This is a genomic window from Defluviitoga tunisiensis (assembly GCF_000953715.1).
In the GTDB taxonomy this organism is placed as follows: Bacteria; Thermotogota; Thermotogae; order Petrotogales; family Petrotogaceae; genus Defluviitoga; species Defluviitoga tunisiensis.
Genome location: NZ_LN824141.1, coordinates 763,275 through 781,400, shown reverse-complemented (window position 1 = coordinate 781,400; position 18,126 = coordinate 763,275). Strand labels below are relative to the sequence as shown.

Here is an 18,126-nt window from a genome sequence, read left to right as displayed (position 1 = left end):
AGCTTGGGTAAACTTGGCAGGTTGCTGCTATTGACCAAGAAGCTCCCACTTCAACGAACGAATGTGAGTAAGTGCTGAGTAGTTCACTTAGAGTTTGCTTTTGTTTTTCAGTCAGAAAATCACTTTCTAGTAAACGTTGGTTATGAAGAAGTTGTCTAGTAAGTCTGCTCTCTTGTAAATCTCATTGAGCAGACTTACTTCTTCTTTTGAATCATATCTAAAATACCCAACTAACTTTCTTACCTTATCTCCATCTTTTTGTTCAACATGAGCATTATCGTTTTTCTTGTATGGTCTACTCCTTAAAAGATACTTTCCATCATTGCCTTTTATTTTATCAAACAATATTTTAAGAATAGTCTTATCGTTATCAAGGGGTAACAGATAACATCAAAAGGTATCTTTGAATGAGCTACATTATTCATCTTCTTAACGCTCTATTGATTTTTACCTAATCCTGCTACTCTTGATACCCATTGTGAACAAAGATCAACATACACACTTGTCATCGCAAAGGTCCACTGGATGACTCTCCGTTATGTTCTACAAAATCAACCCCAACATATCCCTAAATCTTTAAAATCTTGTTTCCCAAAGTTCGCCTCAATATGATCTAACCTACTATTTTAACGGGCATTTAATATGATCTATTGCGTATATAAAAATTATGATCAAAAGATATGATATAATTTATCTACAGCAATAAGTTTATAATTTTTAAAATAAAAATTATAAAAGGATCGATAATATGAATGTAGTTATTTCAAAAAATAGAGTACCAATTAGATTAACAGATGAAAGATGGGTTCATATTACAGAAGAACATTCAGAAATGGCTGGATACTATTTCGAAATACTTGAAACAATTGAAAATCCCGAAGTAATTTATAAAGGTAGGGAAGGAGAATTTATAGCTGTAAAAGAAATTGAGAAAAGTAAATATATCGTAGTTATATACAAGGAAACAAGTAAAGAAGATGGATTTGTAATAACCTCATTTTTAACAAAAAGAAAAAAGCAACTGGAAAGGAGACCCAAAATATGGGAAAAATAGATATTAAAAAAATTTTAGACTTAATTCCCATTTTAATAGAAGTTCCCTATTCGAGAATTTGGACTTCTTACGATAAAGAAGCAGATGTTTTATACATAAATTTCAAAAAACCAAGTCATGCAGACGATTCTGAACTTACTGACGATGATATAATAATAAGGTACGAAAAAGGAGAAATTGTTGGAATAACTATACTTAATGTTAGTAAAAGAAAATTTGAAAATGAAAAGTAATATATAAAAAATCCTATATTCACACAACCTACTGACTTTCAATAATTTCTTTGTAAACAATAGAGATTATAATACTACTACCTTATTTGCTTTTCTTATCGTCGATAACATGCAAGATATTATTATCAACGTCATATCGTATTCTTTTAATTCTTCAAATATCTCTTCTTCTGTTTGTGAATCCAATGAAAGTATGGTAAAGATTAGACATAGGTGTGAAGAATATCAAAACAATCCTGTTGATAAACGATTTATTCTCAATCTCTACAAGGGGTTGTTATGTGTTGAATTATTTTGCTGTACTAAAAATTTATCATTTTCCTGCAAGAAGACTCCCACTTCTGTAAGTAGGGGATGAATTGCAGTTATAAAACATACTAAATCCTTTCCTAAACATATAGGGCTTAACTAAATCTATTTTGACTGGCTTAGACATTTCCATTAGCTTAATATATTTACCTTTGTTCTGTACACCTTGAACTGAATATTTTTTGCCCAAAGATAACGATATCTTTAGGCTGATAAGCGTATCTTTGCTTACGAATATTTCTTCTGCCTTTTGATTTTTTAGCTCCACTATACTTATGAAGATTTTCTTCATTTAAGTTTTTGTTCCGTGTCCTTCTACCACAGAAAAGCTCTTGTCCTGTTTTAATAGACTTATCTCTTATATCAACATATTTTGCATCATAGAACTTTTCGAGTGAACGATTGTTTCTCCTAATTTGCTCAAAATAGATAGGTTCTATTCTCTGTTGATTAATTCCACCTGCTATGCAAAATGCATCGTTATAATGTGTCTTTTCCAAACCAAGACTTACTCTTTTGGATTTTGTAATATAACCGTAAGTGTAGTCACACATCAGCGCATTGACCAATTTCCATCTTATAGTAGACATAAATGTTGCGTCCTTTAATGGTTTTTGAACAGGCTTCATTCCATACAATTTACCTCCATCAAGGTAAGTCAGGCCGAAGCCTGTAGGTCCACATCGCCAATGTTATAGCAGGTTTAATGGTAACAGCACTTCTCCTACCCCTCAGAGATGTTTAACCATTACCCTCAGAGCATGGGACTTGTGGAGCATCCCACGGTGACTATATATTCTGCTATAACTAATCATTAGCAAAAGCTAATGACATAGGCTAATCAACCGAGCTTGCATTTCTACAAGCCCCCACCTCTATAGGCGGTGGGTGGTTGACCCTTGTTCTTCAACTTTAGCCCTTTTTGATGCATAGGGAATTAACAGGTAGAATAGAGAAAGGATAGCTATAATGATTCCATAAGTAATTATCAGTTGGTTGATAGATAAAAATAACAGCAAAAGACTGACAAACATATATCCTATAGGTCTTAGTATGCTGTTAAACATGCTTCTAAAAGAAAAAACTCTACCTCTGTAGTATCGATCAGTCTCTCTTTGCAATATAACGCTTATAATAATATTGTCGTAACCAATCAAAAGTCCCTGAATAAACAATAAAACAGCAAGAATCCAGAAAGAGCTAATTACTCCGATCATTGAGAAAGTAATGCCCAATATTACCCCAAATATCGCCATCCATAAATATTTTCTCTTTACTTCTGTTATAAACGACATCATTATGCCGCATACTAAACTTCCAACTGAAGACATTGCTTGGAGTATTCCATATCCTTCAGCACCTATTTTTAATACTTCTTGAGTTATTACAGGGAGTAAAACAAAAAGAGCTAATCCAAAGAAATCTGAAGCACCTTCGAGTAATATAAGTCCTTTTATTTCTATCTTTTTCCATGCATATGCGAACCCTTCTTTTATCCCTGTAAAAGTTTTAATCTCTGTGACGATTTTTCCTATCTCTTCTTTGTAGTTTATAAAAATTTCACAAATTGCAGAAATTATAAACAGTAATCCATTAAAAATTACAGCACCTTGTAATCCTAAAAAAGCTACTAATATCCCACCTATTCCTAAACCAACTAACTGAGCAAGCATATTTGCAGAAGAGAAAAGTGAATTAGCTTTTGACAAATCTTCATCTTTAACTATCAAAGGAATCAAAGTTTGAAAAGAAGATCCCATAAAACTTCCAACGAATTGTTGAACAAAAATTGTTATTGAAAGTATCCAAATATTCAAAATATTCATTTTTAATAATACGGCAAAAAATAACAATACAAATCCGTCTATCAGAGAAGAGCTAACTAATATATTCTTTTTCTTCCTTTTATCAACAAACAATCCTACAAACGGAGCAGTAATAATTATAGGGAGAGCCTGAAAACTCAGCACTACACTAACAGCTGTGGCTCCACCAAGTTCACTTGCAGCTGTCCAAACAACAGATATGAAAAAAATTGATCCCCCAAGAGTACTAAGTAACGTTCCCAAAAATAATAATAAGAAATTCTTATTTCTTAAAAGTAATTCCATGATTTGTTTTTTCCCCCTTATTTTTTCAAAGTTATAAAAAATTATTTACAAATTATTATAACAAAAGTTAGAGAAAATATTTGCTTATAGATTACTTTATTATGTAGAATTTATCTTCGATTAATTAAACAGCTAGATGAAAAGTAATTCTCCAAATTTCCCTTGCTTATATTTTTTCGCTTTAAAGGAATGAAAGAATTCTTAACACTAAAATAAAGTTCTTTCTGATAATTAAGCAAATTATTTAATGTCAATTCATCATTTAAAAATTTGGGTATCCCTATATCATAATTTTTATATAAATCGTCAGAATAATACCTATATATTTTTTGATTATGATCATATTTATTAAAAAAATCTGTACCCGGGAAAGGTGTCGCGAAAGCACAAGAAATTGAATCTAATTCCAAGCTTTTAGCAAACTTAATGGTTTCCCTAATAGTTTTATTGTTATCCCATGGGAAATCAATAATAAAAGAACCAACTACTGCCATCCCCGATTCTTTAATGTTATTTACAGCCTTTAAAACAAGATCAAAACTGTTCGGTTTTAAAACTTTTTTATAAGTATTTGCATCCCCGGATTCTAATCCTAAAAATACTGATTTACACCCAGCTTTCCTCATTAATTTAAGTAAATTTAAATTTTGAGTGTCTACTGCTCTTGCTTCACATTGCCAATTTATTTTATAATTGTTTTTTAGAATGCCTTCGCAAATTTCTGCAACTCTTTTTTGATCAACCATGAAAGTGTCATCTGTAAAACTAATCAAAAATTCCTTTGATTTTTTTAAAGTATGAGTATGAAAATTAATTTCAGCCAAAATATTTTCTGCAGTTCTTTGACGATAAACACCACCCCATATTACTCTTGCATCACAAAAAGAACACTTTGAGGGACACCCCCGTGAAGTTATCATTAAATAAGAATCATATGTCCAATGATAGGGTAAAAATGAATAATCGGGAAAAGGAATATTATCTATGTCCTGAATTAGAGGCCTATCTTCAGTTTTTACCCATTTATTACCACTTCTGAAAATAATTCCTTTGATTTCTTCAAGCTCTTTTTTATTTGAGTAAGAAGTGACTGCTGCAAGCTCTTTGAAGGTTTCTTCTCCTTCTCCAATTACCCCTATATCAGCCTTATTTTTATTCATTTCCATTAATGTTAGCTGAAAATGATAGTTATTTTCATTCATCATGGAAGTTGTTATATGAGGGCCTCCAACTATGGTAATAATATTTGGGTTAATTTCTTTTGCGATGCAAGAAATTTTTAAACCATCATGAAAATTTACTGTTTTTAAAGACAGTCCCAGTATGTCGGGTTTAAATCTTTTAATTATTCCTATTATATTATTTTCAAATTGTCTAGCAAGATTAAAATCATAAATTAAAATCTTGTTATTTAAAGTATTAAGGCTTAATGCCAAGTATAGCAAACCCAATGGAGGTTGTATAGACCTATTCCAAGGTGTGATACTATTCAAGGTTGGAGATTTTATTAATATTCCATAGGTCTTTCGGATTGAGTGCTTTCTTAACTTCAATTTCCTGAGTTAATTTCACTTTTCTGCACCTCCTCTCGCTTTCAATTTTATTTTCCTGCAGGATTACTATTTGCCAGCTAATAATCTTAATTCTTACTCTATCTAATATTTACCTCTGCGTTTCTAAACATTTCTCATATTTTTAATCCTTTTCACAATACTTTTTACAAGTTTAAAATATACACTTACCAACTTTCCTCAGCATAGCTTACAATTTTTTCAGGATTTATTGATTCTAAACTTGATATTATTTCTTCATCTCCTCCAAAACCAATGCCTCCTAATAACAATACCCCTATCAATAAAATAACAACAAACTTTTTCACTTTTTTCACCCTTTACATAATATGTTATGTGTAACACTTTTTCTTACAAACTCAAAAGACCATTCACTATTTTTATCATACCCTTTTCTATATGATAAACAAGTGATTTTTTTATTGAGCTCAAATATAGATTAGAATATATTTTTAGAGATTACCTTAAAAAACCTTATGTAAACTTTAATTAAGACAAATTTTATTCTGTTTAATGAAATTATCTTGCATTTTTTACTTTTTATCAATATTATGTTATAATTAATTTTGAGTTACAAACTTCTTCTTTTGAGAAATTCTCTAAGTTGAATTTAAGTAAACAATAAAAGATGAATGTATCAAAATAGTAAATATTAAATGACTAAGGTGGGTTAGTAAAATGACTCTTCAATCTTTAGTGAAGATAATTACCTATGGACAGTTTTCAAGGCCATTTTTGAATTATATTGTTGATTATCTAAAGAATGAATCAACAAAACAACATGAAGAATTTATTGATTACATTGATGTATTGAAATTAAAATGGGATGCAAAATATGAAGAAGCACTTGAAAAAATTGAAGAAGGAATAAAAGGATTATCAAAAGGTGGTTTGTATTATCTTTTTTTAGAACAAAAATTGATTATTTTAAAAAGGTTAAAAGATATCAAAGAAGTTGAAGTAATATACAAAGAATTAAGAGATAACTTTGGTAATATTCCTCAATATGTTAGAGGACTCGTTGTAGAATCTTTAAGAAACATACGAGAATTGTATTATGACTCCAATGAAAGTATGGAAAAGATTAGACATTGGAGTGAAGCATACGAAAACAATCCTGTTAATAAGGGATTTATCCTTATGGCTGATGCAAGAGAAAAAAAGAATGAAGAAAAATATGTAGAAGCAACTCAGTTAAACATTCAAGCATTTAAGACATTGAAGGATGTACCTCATCCATCTGGGGTAGTTCAAGCTTTAAACAACATAAGTTGGTGGTTAAAAGATGTAGATAAAAATACTGCTTTAAACTTTACTCTTCCATTAGGATTTTACCTTGGTTATTATTTTGATGATGATAACTTTAATGTTTTCAATTCACTTGATACTATCTTTCAAGTGCAAAAAGAAAACAACGATCCAATGATGTATGAAACAGCTTTTATTTTCTCAAAGTGTTTATCAAAGGTTGATAAAGAAAGATACAATACTTTAAAAAGAAAATGTGGAGAAAGTATTAATCACCTAAAATACTTTGTTTTTAATTTAGATAACAATTATTATTTAAACACAAAGGTATTAAGAAATTTTTTAAAACAAGAAATAGAAAAAGAACAAGTTTCTATTAAAGAACTAAATATCTCAAAAAGAGCATTAGATAATTTCTTATCTGGAATAACAAAGCAAATAAAGCCAAATACATTGAGAAACATAATAGACAATCTTGAATTTGAAATAAACAGTTCTCTTGCTATTCCAATAATAAAAGAACTAAAAAAGAAAGATATAGACAAGAAGTTTGAAGAAAACTTTTACAAATTTATGGAGTTAGAGGTAGAAAAGCAACTCACTAAATTTTTTACTTCTTATCTTGTTCATTATTACAAGCAAGAGGTTAAATTAGAAAGAGTAATTAAAGACATAGAAAGTGGAAGTTTAATCAAAGGAAGATGTGATTATTACACAAGAGAGTTAATAAACTCAACATTTGAAAAACCTCCAAATATAGATGTTGATTCATTACTAACAACCAACCAAGAACAAAAAACTTACACAAACAAAGATATAACTTTCAAAGAACATCCCTTTTATTCAGCAAGGAAAATTCTTGTAAAAAGGTTCATTAAAGATTTAAATAAAGCTTACTTACAAGAGTTCATTGAAAAATACCTAAAAGCTGATTCAAAGCAGAAAGATATAATAGAAAGGTACATAATGAACTATGGAAGGTATGATGAAATAAAAAACATACCAAAAGAATTAAGACCAAAAGTACCAAAAGAAATTAATGTATTTGTGAAAAAATACACGTTAAAAAGAAGACCCTCAGCAATTTCTTTCTATGTTTTTGAAGGAAAAGAAAGAGAAGAACTTTTTGAGATTTTAGAAGAGTTTGAATGAAAATAAAATTAATTCACTTTACTGAAATTAAAACTCTTTACTTTGATAAACCGTTTTATATGGATTTAATTCACAAAGATTTTTCATATTTTATTATACTTTTCCTTCATCAAAACATAAATGAAAACAAAAAATTAATTATTAAAAAGTTCGTTTATTAATTCTTCTTTTGCAACCTTTAAATATTCTGATATGTTATTTAGGTAAATCTTCTTCATTGTCAAAGTGACAACTAATTGCGTTTTTAATGTTTTCTTTTATTTCTTCTAAAGAATCAGCTTCTGTAAATATTGACTCTCCTAAAGCCTTTGCAGTGTAACCACCTTCAGGATCTTCTTCAACTAAAAATATTATTTCTTTAATTTTCATTATATTCATTCCTTTCTATTACCTATTACTATATTAAAAATTTCTTTCTTACAAATATTTTACTACATGTGAGTGAAATTATAATCACCCCTTGTAGGGATTGGAGGAAAATATATTGAAAGTTCTGTTGATTTGTTTTTTCTATGTTCATCTTGTTTTACTCGCCAGTCCTTACAAGAGGTAAATATGCCATACTCAATGTTAGTAAAAGAAAGTTTGAAAATGAAAAGTAATAGATAAAAAATCCCATATTTACATCACCAACTGACTTTCAATGATTTCTTTGTAAACAGGAGAACTTTCTACTAATTCATTGTGGGTTCCTTCACCTATTATCTCTCCATCTTTTAATACTACTACCTTATCTGCTTTTCTTATCGTTGATAACCTGTGAGATATTATTATTAACGTCATATCGTATTCTTTTAATTCTTCAAATATCTCTTCTTCTGTTTGTGAGTCTACTCCCGATGTTGCTTCATCTAATATCAATATCTTTGGTTTCCTTATCAATGCCCTTGCTATAGCTACCCTCTGTCTTTGTCCATCTGATAACTTACTCCCTCTTTCTCCTACTACTGTATCGTATCCTTCATCTAAAAGGTCTATAAATTTATCTACCTTTGCTTTTTTGACGGCTTTGTTGAACTCTTCTTCACTGAATTCATCACCTAGCATGATATTTTCTTTTACACTCATGTTGAATAATGGATCGTTTTGTCTCACTATCTTGACATTTTTTCTCAATTGTTCAAGATCATATTCTTTAACTTCAAAGCTACCTATCTTAAGCAATCCTTGGGATGGTTCGTAAAATCTTGGTATCAAATTTACGAGCGAAGATTTACCTGCTCCACTTGTTCCTACAATAGCTACTTTTTCTTTTGCGTTAATTCTTAGATTTATATCTTTTAATATAGGCAAATTTTGATATGTAAAGCAAATATTTTCAAAAGTGATATCATATTCATCGACAGGAAAAGATTTCCCTTTTCCGCGGTCTTCTACTGGCATATCATGTATCTCAAATATACGATTGGAAACTTGTCCTGCCCTTTGCATTTGGATATAAAAATTACTGAGATTTCTTATAGGAGTAAATATCCATCCTAAATAAGCGTAGAAACCTATAAGGGTCCCTAAAGTAGTATCCCCTTTAAGTATTAGATAACCCCCATAACCTAATACTAAAACTGGAGTTAACTCATACATAAATGACATAAAATCTTCTGCACCTTGATTTAATTTGCTTAATCTGTTTTTTGCACCAACCCAACTCTCTGATTTTTTGAAAAACGCTTTCGAAAAGAAGGTCTCTTTGCAAAAACTCTTTATCGACCAAAGTCCTTCGACTTTTTCTCTAAATTCTTCTGTAAGTTCACTATACGTATTCCTCTCTAACTCGGAACTTTTTTGAATACTTTTGTCAAACGCTCTAAGAGAAAAATAATAAAATGGCATCATAATGAATGTGATAAGAGCAAGTTGCCAGTTTAAAAATAATAAAACCAAAGAAACAATGATCAACTGTATAAAATTATAAAAGATTAGAGAGATTCCTGTTCCAAGAAAGAAAGAAGCTTCCAAAGTGTCAGAAAGAACCCTTGACATAAAGTCCCCAACTTTGTTGTGGGAAAAATCTTTTAAGGGAATCATCATAATTTTATTGAACATGGATATTTGTTCGTCTCGCACAACTAAATTCATAGATTTGTAATATCCATAGTTAACAAAAAAAGATATGATTCTTTCTAATAAAACAACAAGGACAAAAAAGAAGAAGAAAGGCAATATCTGAGAAAATTTGTTTTTACCAATTATATCATCAATAAAATATCTAATTAAAAAAGGGGTCATGATTGAAACTAACAATAATAATGGAGCAAGAATAAGAGGAATTTTTTGATATTTTATATATTTTTTAGAATATTTTAAAAGTTTTATATAACTTTTATTTTTTTCTTTTTTCATTATTTCTCACCCTTTACAGTATTTTTAATATATTCAAATAATAAATCTTTTATAACTTGTCGTTGAATATTACAGCATGAGAATGTGGGATCCATGTTTCCAGTTAATAAATAGTTTGCTGATGGGCATCCTGAACAATAATTTTGTAAAAAACATCCTTCGCATTGTTCATACTTCGATTTTTCAACAATTGCTTTTTGCATATTTGCATAATTTACTAAATCCATTTTAAACTTTTCAATGCTCTCATTAATGTTTCCTATTCTAAACTTTTCTATCCCAACCAACATATGGCAAGGATAAATATTTCCACATGTATCTATCGTATAACTGGCTATTCCTCCATCACAAAAATATTTTGTGGGAGCAGCACTTAAAATGTTATATTCTATATGCTGATTAAGTTCTTCTAAGCTGTATTTCTCGTCAAAACTTCCTTCTCTTAAAGACATTATCATATTTGCTTCGTATTCATGTAAAATCTTTGTTTCAATATCTATGGGCAAGGATAAGGAGGGATCTTTTGATATTACAGGAACAACAAATATTAACGAATCTTTTAAGCCCAACTCATTTTTAAAATATTTAATCAAATCTGAAGGTAATATACCGACATCATAATGAATTTTTGTATAAGTTACTTCAATTGCATGAGGTTGTCCATATCCTTTTAAAATATTTAGATTCTCTATAACCTTGTTATAAGATGGATTACCATTCGCATATGGCCTTAAATAATTATGAATTTCTGCAGGGCCATCACAGCTAACCGTAACTTTTATTTCTGGATGAACTTTTAATAATTCTATAAATTCTTCCAAGTTTTCCTTAGAGATTCCTAATCCGCTTTCTACAAGAAAATTCGGTTTTCTTTGAATTATCTTTTTGTGAAACAATTCCTCAAATAAGTTTATCGTATATTCAATTAGATCTATATTTAATAGAGGTTCTCCTCCAAAAAATTGAACCATTTCTACACTATCAAAAACTGAAAAAAAAGATTCTAAGCTCTTTTTTACCATTTGTTTCGCCATAAATGAAGAATTACCATAAGTTCCCTTCTGGGCGTAGCAATAAAGACATCCTAATGGACATCGTTGAGATATTAATAAGTTGAGTCTACGTAAATTCTTACTTTCATCTTTAAAACTTGACTCTTGAAACAATTCGTTAAATTCACTTTTTAATTGTGGAAATTCACTTATTTTTTTGATAACAAAATTTTCAATTTCTTTTTCATCTTCTATTTTTAAAAGTTGTTTATAGATTTCTATATGTTTTTGATCAAGAGAATAAATATTTAAAGTTAATTTATCCCACAAAATTCCGAATTCATCTTTTTGAAATAAGAAAAAATCTTTTAACCGATTTTCCTTTGGGATCTTTAAACCATTTGTTTCCCTCATACATTCACATCCTTTAAATTATGATTTCTAATAATTTGAAAACTTTAATCGAGTAGGAGGCTACCCATTAATTGAGTAGCCGTCCTCTCACACAACCGTACGTACCGTTCGGTATACGGCGGTTCAATAGAATTAATGGACTAATGAATATTGTAAGCTGATTGTTCTACCAGCCTTCCAATGTATTCATTGCCATCGTTTCCATCCATTTCTGACGTGGAAGGAATACTCAGCACTCCTGCTTTACCTCGGGGTTCCACCCCTACTTCTTGCAGGTAGCCTCCTTTTGAGAGTTGCCTGCTTTCTGCATATCCCTTCGTGTTGCTCAATTTCTGGATACCTCCTATCGTTTGGCCCTTCCTTATCTTTTTTTTAAGTACTATGGCCTCTGCTGACTTCTGACAGTTTTAGCTCCGATGTCTCCATCTTCGCATGCCGGTTGTAGCTGTCTGCTTCCTGGCTCTCTGTCAGACCTCCCCGGGTAAGTACGATTGCTTTCATCCCATCTACCCGCCGCATTTACTGTATGGAATTCGGGCAGTGTCGGACTTCGTTTTGTTCGGCAAACTCATCCATTCCAATTCAGCCTTATATGCGGTTCTTGTTCATCGGGCCAGGATTTTGCCTATAGCTTCCTTCAGATTCCACCTCACGGTGGACACCCTTGCCTTTGGCTAATGTTTCCCACTGCCAAGCCCATAGCGGACTTTCACCGCCAAACTATCGTTACATGCCAGGTGCACTAACAAGGATTCCTTACGGGAAAGGAATCCTTGATCTTTACTTTATTTTATTACTAAGTTTTTGGTTTATTTCCACAAGAACCGATCCCACAACCACAAGCTGGCACTACTCTCGAACTTGTGTTTAGTTTCATCATCTTTCTACACCTCCTCTTGTTTTAAATTTTACTTCCCTGCAGGATTAATATATGCCGGCTAATAACCTTAATTCTTATTCTCCATTTAATAATTTTCTACGTCACCAAACACTTCTCATCTTTTTGATCCTTTTCACAATACTTTTTAAAAGTTTAAATTCTACACTTACCAACTTTCTTCGATATAACTTATAATTTCTCCAATTTTAAATCCATTTGTTCTATCTTCTGAAGTATTATCACCTCCAAAAACAAATATTCCCCCCAACACTAAAATAGTGATTAAGAATATTACAATAAGTCTCTTCACTTTTTTCTTCACCCCCATAACTTATTTTGATAAATAAAACTTCTGTACTCTATGTTTATCATACCCTTTTCTATATGATAAGCAAGTGATTTTTTTATTGAGCTCAAATATAGATTAGAATATATTTTTAGAGATTACCTCAAAAAAGCTTATGTAAACTTTAATTAAGACAAATTTTATTCTGTTTAATGGAATTATCTTGCATTTTTTACTTTTTATCAATATTATGTTATAATTAATTTTGAGTTACAAACTTCTTTTTTTTGAGAAATTCTCTAAGTTGAATTTAAGCAAACAATAAAAGATGAATGTATCAAAATAGTAAACGTTAGATGACTAAGGTGGGTTAGTAAAATGACTCTTCAATCTTTAGTGAAGATAATTACCTATGGACAATTTTCAAGGCCATTTTTGAATTATATTGTTGATTATCTAAAGAATGAATCAACAAAAGGATTATCAAAAGGTGGTTTGTATTATCTTTTTTTAGAACAAAAATTGATTATTTTAAATAGGTTAAAAGATGTCAAAGAAGTTGAAGTAATATACAAAGAATTAAGAGATAACTTTGGTAATATTCCTCAATATGTTAGAGGACTCGTTGTAGAATCTTTAAGAAACATACGAGAATTGTATTATGACTCCAATGAAAGTATGGAAAAGATTAGATATTGGAGTGAAGCATACGAAAACAATCCTGTTAATAAGGGATTTATCCTTATGGCTGATGCAAGAGAAAAAAAGAATGAAGAAAAATATGTAGAAGCAACTCAGTTAAATATTCAAGCATTTAAGACATTGAAGGATGTACCTCATCCATCTGGGGTAGTTCAAGCTTTAAACAACATAAGTTGGTGGTTAAAAGATGTAGATAAAAATACTGCTTTAAACTTTACTCTTCCATTAGGATTTTACCTTGGTTATTATTTTGATGATGATAACTTTAATGTTTTCAATTCACTTGATACTATCTTTCAAGTGCAAAAAGAAAGCAACGATCCAATGATGTATGAAACAGCTTTTATTTTCTCAAAGTGTTTATCAAAGGTTGATAAAGAAAGATACAATACTTTAAAAAGAAAATGTGGAGAAAGTATTAATCACCTAAAATACTTTGTTTTTAATTTAGATAACAATTATTATTTAAACACAAAGGTATTAAGAAATTTTTTAAAACAAGAAATAGAAAAAGAACAAGTTTCTATTAAAGAACTAAATATCTCAAAAAGAGCATTAGATAATTTCTTATCTGGAATAACAAAGCAAATAAAGCCAAATACATTGAGAAACATAATAGACAATCTTGAATTTGAAATAAACAGTTCTCTTGCTATTCCAATAATAAAAGAACTAAAAAAGAAAGATATAGACAAGAAGTTTGAAGAAAACTTTTACAAATTTATGGAGTTAGAGGTAGAAAAGCAACTCACTAAATTTTTTACTTCTTATCTTGTTCATTATTACAAGCAAGAGGTTAAATTAGAAAGAGTAATTAAAGACATAGAAAGTGGAAGTTTAATCAAAGGAAGATGTGATTATTACACAAGAGAGTTAATAAACTCAACATTTGAAAAACCTCCAAATATAGATGTTGATTCATTACTAACAACCAACCAAGAACAAAAAACTTACACAAACAAAGATATAACTTTCAAAGAACATCCTTTTTATTTGGCAAGAAAAGAGCTTGTAAAAAAGTTCATGAAAGACTTAAATAAGATACATTTACAAGAGTTCATTGAAAAATACCTAAAAGCTGATTCAAAGCAGAAAGATATAATAGAAAGGTACATAATGAACTATGGAAGGTATTATGAAATAAAAAACATACCAAAAGAATTAAGACCAAAAGTACCAAAAGAAATCAATGTATTTGTGAAAAAATACACGTTAAAAAGAAGACCCTCAGCAATTTCTTTCTATGTTTTTGAAGGAAAAGAAAGAGAAGAACTTTTTGAAACGTTAAAGGTGTTTAAGTGATTTATATACTATATCTTCTTTCTTATACTAATGAACTCAATTAAATTATATCGCATACGTTAATTTAGAAAAAATTAAAATGCTACAATACCCCTTCTTTTCACACCACTAACTGACTTTCAATGATTTCTTTGTAAACAGGAGAACTTTTTATTAATTCGTTGTGGGTTCCTTCTCCTATTATTTCTCCATCTCTTAATACTACTATATGCTACCAATTGAAAAGAAATAATTCGTTTAACTTAACTTCTTAATAAAACTGCTAAGGTAAGAAAAATAAGAAACCACTTAACCATTTTAAGAATTGATTTCGTAAAAGCTTTTAGTCTGCCGACATTTCTTGTTTTTTTAATTGAATAGGAATAAACATATACATTAGTCCTATTATCATACATATACCCCAAAAACAATAAAAAAACTTTGTAAAGGAAATACAGTTGCTAACACTCCAGCTAATACAAAAGAAAAAGGCATTAGAGAATTACCAATAGTGAAACGTAAGCCAAAGACTTTTCCTCTTGCATCTGTTGCTGTTCGCCTTTGAATTATGAGATTTTCATTAATATTTAGAATTTCACTCATAATTCCTAAAATAAGGAGGGAAGATAAGGATAGAAGATGTTTCCTATACTTACAACACTTATATGCTCTTCTATCATAACCTAAGGTCACATGGTTCTTTAATTATATAACACCAAGTGCATATAATAAAATGTTTATGAGAATAATTCAAGTAGTTGTTTTAATATAAAAACGATTTTTTTGAAAAAATGAGATTCCCTTATTTATTTTTCTAAAAAGGGGACTCAGAACTCGTCAATAGGTGGGTCCCCTTGTCGTGTTTAGTTTTAAAAAATTAGTCTATAAATTCGATGTTTAATTTTGACATCTCCGAAGATATATTCAAGTAACAAGTGTATAATGCCTCTGAAAAGTTAGTTGATACATACGACCCATCCTCTCTTTGAGTCATCAACTCCAAGTCTTTAAAATTTAATTCTCCTATTTGATTTAACACCAAAGCTACATCATTAGGTAATTTTATATTTATTGATGAAACCTCTGAATTTATATCTATTGTTGAATTATCTACTTCAGACGGTATTATAGCAACTTTGGACGCGGTTGCTTCTATTCTGACATCTTTTGTGTTAATTTGTCTAAAGTTTAAGAAACCGTCACTCACATTTAATTTACCAACATAACTATAACTAATACCTTCTTTTAAATATATAGAAATCTTTGCTCTCCTAGGTACTTTTACATTGGAAACTTTAAGCTTGTTATTAACCATTACTTTATCGCCATCATAACTATTTTTAAATGAATAAATTTCGCCATCTATACTTGCCTTCGCTCTTACAGGATAATCAATTTTAGATGATTCTACGGTTAAATAACTCCAATCAACCTCTGTTGATAGATCAAGTGAATCTCCTGTAAAATTTGGAGGAATATCAAAAATTAAAATTTCTTTATTTATTTTTTTATGTGGTTTTTTCCTTACATGAAATAATCCACTAAGACCAGCTGCCAATATATATGAGGCAATCATCAATAATACAATTTGCCAGAAATTAAGAGGTGAAGGAAGAAGCCTAAACGAATCTAATATTAAAATAGCTCCAAATATTAAGTTTCCGAGGGTTCCAGCACTCTTTTTTTTGTAAAAAGGTACTCCAAAGGCTACAAAAACAACCCCAAAGAAGAACTTTATCAAACCAAAATTGACAAAAAGTTCATTAAATAAAACCGATATAAATATTAGTATTCCAAGTGCAATTAGAATTATTCTTCCTTCCATAATCTATAACCCCCTATCTTTTAAAAATTTTTCTGCTTCTTCTTGACTATATCCAAGCTCTTCTAAAAGCTCTATTGCAAATGATCTTGAAATTTTTTCTTCCTTTAATAATTCTAAAATTTTCTTTTCTTCGGCAGTTAAAAGTTCATCTCCACGAGGTGTCCCTGCTTCATATTGACCTTCTTTTTCGGGGTCTTCTTTTAACTCTATCCCTCTAATTGTTATATCCCCACTCATCACATTGACTTTTAATATTCTTCCTTTAGGAGTTGAAGAAACCTCAGACTTTTGAATTAAATCTACATTTGATTTAATTGAAGATGAAAACCTTTTTATTGCTCCTACTACATTAATTTCGTCTTTTCCTTGCACTATTAATTCTATATCAGCTGAGGCTGAATCTATTTCACAATAGAAATTTTTGGATAAAGAATCAATTAAAATATCCCCGCTTGCAGTTTTTATTTTTGCGTTTGTAATTACTGATTTCTTTATTGATATATCGCCCGAGGCCATACTCATACATAAATCGTCTATCTTACTGTCTTCAATTAAAATATCCCCACTTGCGAAACTGAATTCTCCTTTAGTAGCTTTTATATTGAATATATCAAAATCACCGGCTGCACTTTTTAATTTAAATTCATCAATATTTGTCCCTTCTAAATCAATTGTAACATCTCCTGCTTTAGTATCAACAAGAAAAGCTTCCATATACTTTGAGTTTGGAGAACCTTTAATGTCTAAATCACCAGCTGATGTTTTAATTGATAAAACATCAACATTTGTAGAATTTAAAATAATATTTAAGTCTGCAGCAGAAAGGTCCAATTTAAAGTCGCTTACTTCTTCATTTATATACAAATTAACTGGTACCTCATGAAATGTTCGTGAAAAAGAGAAAAACTTTGATAAAAAATCTCCTTTTTCGTAATCCATATAGACTATGACACTATTATTGTCAGAATTCCAGACTGTTTTGACTTCTACGTCTGAATCAGGATATTCTAAATTAGTAACTGGTGCATATTGAATTTTTATATCTCCATGAAAATTTCTAGCTTCAATTTTGATAGACTTTGCTTTGCTCAAATCTAGCTTAGGCATTAACTTTCCCCTCACTTTTTATATTTTTTTAATATCTCCTTTGCTTCCTCTGGAGTAATTTCTCCCCTTTCTATCTTTTCAAGGATTTCAAGCGTTTTTTCTCTACTTTCAATAGTTTCTGATTCATATCCCATTGCAATTGCTAATTCTTCTAATCTTGCTTTAGCTGTAGGATATGAAATGCCTAGTTCTTTTTGTAGTTCAGACAAGTTACCCCGAGTTTTTACAAACATTTTTAAAAATAATAATTGTTGATCAGTTAATCGTGCAAATTCTTCTAGTTCAAAGTGTCCTATAATTTCTGTTCCACATTCCTCACATTGATACTTAATAATCTCTAATTTTCCTCCACATGCTGGACATTTTGATAATCTATACTTAGGCATATTGACCCTCCTTTTAGTAAACACATTTTTATATACTTTTAAAACTCATATATTCACAATTTAATACACCTTCAACAACACTGAACTACGAAAAGTCAACTACTGTTTAAAGCTTTGATAAATTAGTATTTTAAAAAAGTAATTTGAAATTTTTAAATAATAAATAGATAATTTTTAGCATATGAATCAATATCTTACAAAAATTATAACATCTTTATTCAAAAAAATCAATATA

General features: G+C 29.9%; 19 protein-coding genes. 4 read left to right on the top strand and 15 right to left on the bottom strand.

The genetic code is table 11. From position 1 onward, the window contains the following. Nucleotides 1–126: 126 nt before the first annotated feature. On the bottom strand, nucleotides 127–345 hold the full coding sequence (locus DTL3_RS03695) for a hypothetical protein (RefSeq protein WP_045087579.1): 219 nt from the start codon (nucleotides 343–345) through the stop codon (nucleotides 127–129). A gap of 403 nt (nucleotides 346–748) precedes the next feature. Here DTL3_RS03695 and DTL3_RS03690 point away from each other — a divergent pair, with 403 nt between their 5' ends. Both DTL3_RS03690 and DTL3_RS03685 read left to right on the top strand, forming a co-directional pair. Further along, nucleotides 749–1,054: a PBECR2 nuclease fold domain-containing protein gene (locus DTL3_RS03690; RefSeq protein WP_045087578.1), complete on the top strand. Its 306-nt coding sequence runs from the start codon at nucleotides 749–751 to the stop codon at nucleotides 1,052–1,054. Further along, nucleotides 1,042–1,287 carry a DUF2283 domain-containing protein gene (locus DTL3_RS03685; RefSeq protein WP_045087577.1) on the top strand — a complete coding sequence of 82 codons (246 nt, stop codon included), beginning with the start codon at nucleotides 1,042–1,044 and terminating at the stop codon, nucleotides 1,285–1,287. The genes DTL3_RS03690 and DTL3_RS03685 overlap by 13 nt, the downstream gene beginning before the upstream one ends. Before the next feature lie 313 nt (nucleotides 1,288–1,600). On the opposite strand, the gene DTL3_RS09850 is transcribed toward DTL3_RS03685, so the two are convergent. The 5 genes from DTL3_RS09850 to DTL3_RS09600 form a co-directional block, all read right to left on the bottom strand. Further along, nucleotides 1,601–1,723, bottom strand: a complete 123-nt coding sequence (locus tag DTL3_RS09850; RefSeq protein ID WP_269446384.1) for a hypothetical protein — start codon at nucleotides 1,721–1,723, stop codon at nucleotides 1,601–1,603. Between the two features lie 19 nt (nucleotides 1,724–1,742). Continuing rightward, nucleotides 1,743–2,225 carry a hypothetical protein gene (locus DTL3_RS03680; protein WP_144403467.1) on the bottom strand — a complete coding sequence of 161 codons (483 nt, stop codon included), beginning with the start codon at nucleotides 2,223–2,225 and terminating at the stop codon, nucleotides 1,743–1,745. Between the two features lie 246 nt (nucleotides 2,226–2,471). Beyond that, nucleotides 2,472–3,707, bottom strand: a complete 1,236-nt coding sequence (locus DTL3_RS03675) for an MFS transporter (protein ID WP_045087576.1) — start codon at nucleotides 3,705–3,707, stop codon at nucleotides 2,472–2,474. A 110-nt stretch (nucleotides 3,708–3,817) separates the two neighbouring features. Then, the gene (locus tag DTL3_RS03670; protein WP_045087575.1) at nucleotides 3,818–5,260 is read right to left on the bottom strand and encodes a B12-binding domain-containing radical SAM protein; all 1,443 of its coding nucleotides are present in this window, start codon (nucleotides 5,258–5,260) and stop codon (nucleotides 3,818–3,820) included. A 185-nt stretch (nucleotides 5,261–5,445) separates the two neighbouring features. Then, the gene (locus tag DTL3_RS09600) at nucleotides 5,446–5,586 is read right to left on the bottom strand and encodes a hypothetical protein (protein WP_171820580.1); all 141 of its coding nucleotides are present in this window, start codon (nucleotides 5,584–5,586) and stop codon (nucleotides 5,446–5,448) included. Nucleotides 5,587–5,956: 370 nt separating this feature from the next. Here DTL3_RS09600 and DTL3_RS03665 point away from each other — a divergent pair, with 370 nt between their 5' ends. Then, nucleotides 5,957–7,678 (top strand): hypothetical protein, encoded by a 1,722-nt coding sequence (locus DTL3_RS03665; protein WP_045087574.1) that lies wholly within the window; start codon nucleotides 5,957–5,959, stop codon nucleotides 7,676–7,678. Between the two features lie 195 nt (nucleotides 7,679–7,873). On the opposite strand, the gene DTL3_RS03660 is transcribed toward DTL3_RS03665, so the two are convergent. From DTL3_RS03660 to DTL3_RS09595, 5 genes are all read right to left on the bottom strand, one after another. Beyond that, nucleotides 7,874–8,047, bottom strand: coding sequence for a 2-oxoisovalerate dehydrogenase (locus DTL3_RS03660; RefSeq protein ID WP_171820617.1), 174 nt, complete (start codon nucleotides 8,045–8,047; stop codon nucleotides 7,874–7,876). A 252-nt stretch (nucleotides 8,048–8,299) separates the two neighbouring features. Next, on the bottom strand, nucleotides 8,300–10,018 hold the full coding sequence (locus tag DTL3_RS03655) for an ABC transporter ATP-binding protein (RefSeq protein ID WP_045087573.1): 1,719 nt from the start codon (nucleotides 10,016–10,018) through the stop codon (nucleotides 8,300–8,302). Continuing rightward, nucleotides 10,018–11,424, bottom strand: coding sequence for a radical SAM/SPASM domain-containing protein (locus DTL3_RS03650; protein ID WP_045087572.1), 1,407 nt, complete (start codon nucleotides 11,422–11,424; stop codon nucleotides 10,018–10,020). Before DTL3_RS03650 ends, DTL3_RS03655 begins: the two co-directional genes overlap by 1 nt. A gap of 140 nt (nucleotides 11,425–11,564) precedes the next feature. Beyond that, complete coding sequence (locus tag DTL3_RS03645; RefSeq protein ID WP_045087571.1) at nucleotides 11,565–11,753, bottom strand: hypothetical protein; 189 nt, start codon at nucleotides 11,751–11,753, stop codon at nucleotides 11,565–11,567. A 717-nt stretch (nucleotides 11,754–12,470) separates the two neighbouring features. After that, entirely contained in the window at nucleotides 12,471–12,614 is a 144-nt protein-coding gene (locus DTL3_RS09595; RefSeq protein ID WP_171820579.1) for a hypothetical protein, read from the bottom strand. Nucleotides 12,615–12,968: 354 nt separating this feature from the next. Here DTL3_RS09595 and DTL3_RS03640 point away from each other — a divergent pair, with 354 nt between their 5' ends. Then, nucleotides 12,969–14,594, top strand: a complete 1,626-nt coding sequence (locus DTL3_RS03640; protein ID WP_045087570.1) for a hypothetical protein — start codon at nucleotides 12,969–12,971, stop codon at nucleotides 14,592–14,594. Nucleotides 14,595–14,981: 387 nt separating this feature from the next. Here the strand turns inward: DTL3_RS03640 and DTL3_RS03635 are convergent, their stop codons facing one another. The 4 genes from DTL3_RS03635 to DTL3_RS03620 form a co-directional block, all read right to left on the bottom strand. Next, entirely contained in the window at nucleotides 14,982–15,176 is a 195-nt protein-coding gene (locus DTL3_RS03635; protein ID WP_045087569.1) for a hypothetical protein, read from the bottom strand. A 274-nt stretch (nucleotides 15,177–15,450) separates the two neighbouring features. Next, the gene (locus DTL3_RS03630) at nucleotides 15,451–16,398 is read right to left on the bottom strand and encodes a hypothetical protein (RefSeq protein ID WP_045087568.1); all 948 of its coding nucleotides are present in this window, start codon (nucleotides 16,396–16,398) and stop codon (nucleotides 15,451–15,453) included. A gap of 3 nt (nucleotides 16,399–16,401) precedes the next feature. After that, nucleotides 16,402–17,505: a DUF4097 family beta strand repeat-containing protein gene (locus DTL3_RS03625; RefSeq protein ID WP_045087567.1), complete on the bottom strand. Its 1,104-nt coding sequence runs from the start codon at nucleotides 17,503–17,505 to the stop codon at nucleotides 16,402–16,404. 11 nt (nucleotides 17,506–17,516) lie between these two features. Further along, the gene (locus tag DTL3_RS03620) at nucleotides 17,517–17,891 is read right to left on the bottom strand and encodes a DUF2089 domain-containing protein (RefSeq protein WP_045087566.1); all 375 of its coding nucleotides are present in this window, start codon (nucleotides 17,889–17,891) and stop codon (nucleotides 17,517–17,519) included. Nucleotides 17,892–18,126: the final 235 nt, after the last annotated feature.

Excerpts from the sequence above, each read along its gene's own strand:
- DTL3_RS03630 (WP_045087568.1), bottom strand. The coding sequence starts at position 16,398 with ATGGAAGGAAGAATAATTCTAATTGCACTTGGAATACTAATATTTATA.
- DTL3_RS03655 (WP_045087573.1), bottom strand. The coding sequence starts at position 10,018 with ATGAAAAAAGAAAAAAATAAAAGTTATATAAAACTTTTAAAATATTCT.
- DTL3_RS03690 (WP_045087578.1), top strand. The coding sequence starts at position 749 with ATGAATGTAGTTATTTCAAAAAATAGAGTACCAATTAGATTAACAGAT.
- DTL3_RS03685 (WP_045087577.1), top strand. The coding sequence starts at position 1,042 with ATGGGAAAAATAGATATTAAAAAAATTTTAGACTTAATTCCCATTTTA.
- DTL3_RS03650 (WP_045087572.1), bottom strand. The coding sequence starts at position 11,424 with ATGAGGGAAACAAATGGTTTAAAGATCCCAAAGGAAAATCGGTTAAAA.
- DTL3_RS03660 (WP_171820617.1), bottom strand. The coding sequence starts at position 8,047 with ATGAAAATTAAAGAAATAATATTTTTAGTTGAAGAAGATCCTGAAGGT.
- DTL3_RS03620 (WP_045087566.1), bottom strand. The coding sequence starts at position 17,891 with ATGCCTAAGTATAGATTATCAAAATGTCCAGCATGTGGAGGAAAATTA.
- DTL3_RS03680 (WP_144403467.1), bottom strand. The coding sequence starts at position 2,225 with ATGAAGCCTGTTCAAAAACCATTAAAGGACGCAACATTTATGTCTACT.
- DTL3_RS03635 (WP_045087569.1), bottom strand. The coding sequence starts at position 15,176 with ATGAGTGAAATTCTAAATATTAATGAAAATCTCATAATTCAAAGGCGA.
- DTL3_RS03675 (WP_045087576.1), bottom strand. The coding sequence starts at position 3,707 with ATGGAATTACTTTTAAGAAATAAGAATTTCTTATTATTATTTTTGGGA.
- DTL3_RS03665 (WP_045087574.1), top strand. The coding sequence starts at position 5,957 with ATGACTCTTCAATCTTTAGTGAAGATAATTACCTATGGACAGTTTTCA.
- DTL3_RS09850 (WP_269446384.1), bottom strand. The coding sequence starts at position 1,723 with ATGTCTAAGCCAGTCAAAATAGATTTAGTTAAGCCCTATATGTTTAGG.
- DTL3_RS03640 (WP_045087570.1), top strand. The coding sequence starts at position 12,969 with ATGACTCTTCAATCTTTAGTGAAGATAATTACCTATGGACAATTTTCA.
- DTL3_RS03625 (WP_045087567.1), bottom strand. The coding sequence starts at position 17,505 with ATGCCTAAGCTAGATTTGAGCAAAGCAAAGTCTATCAAAATTGAAGCT.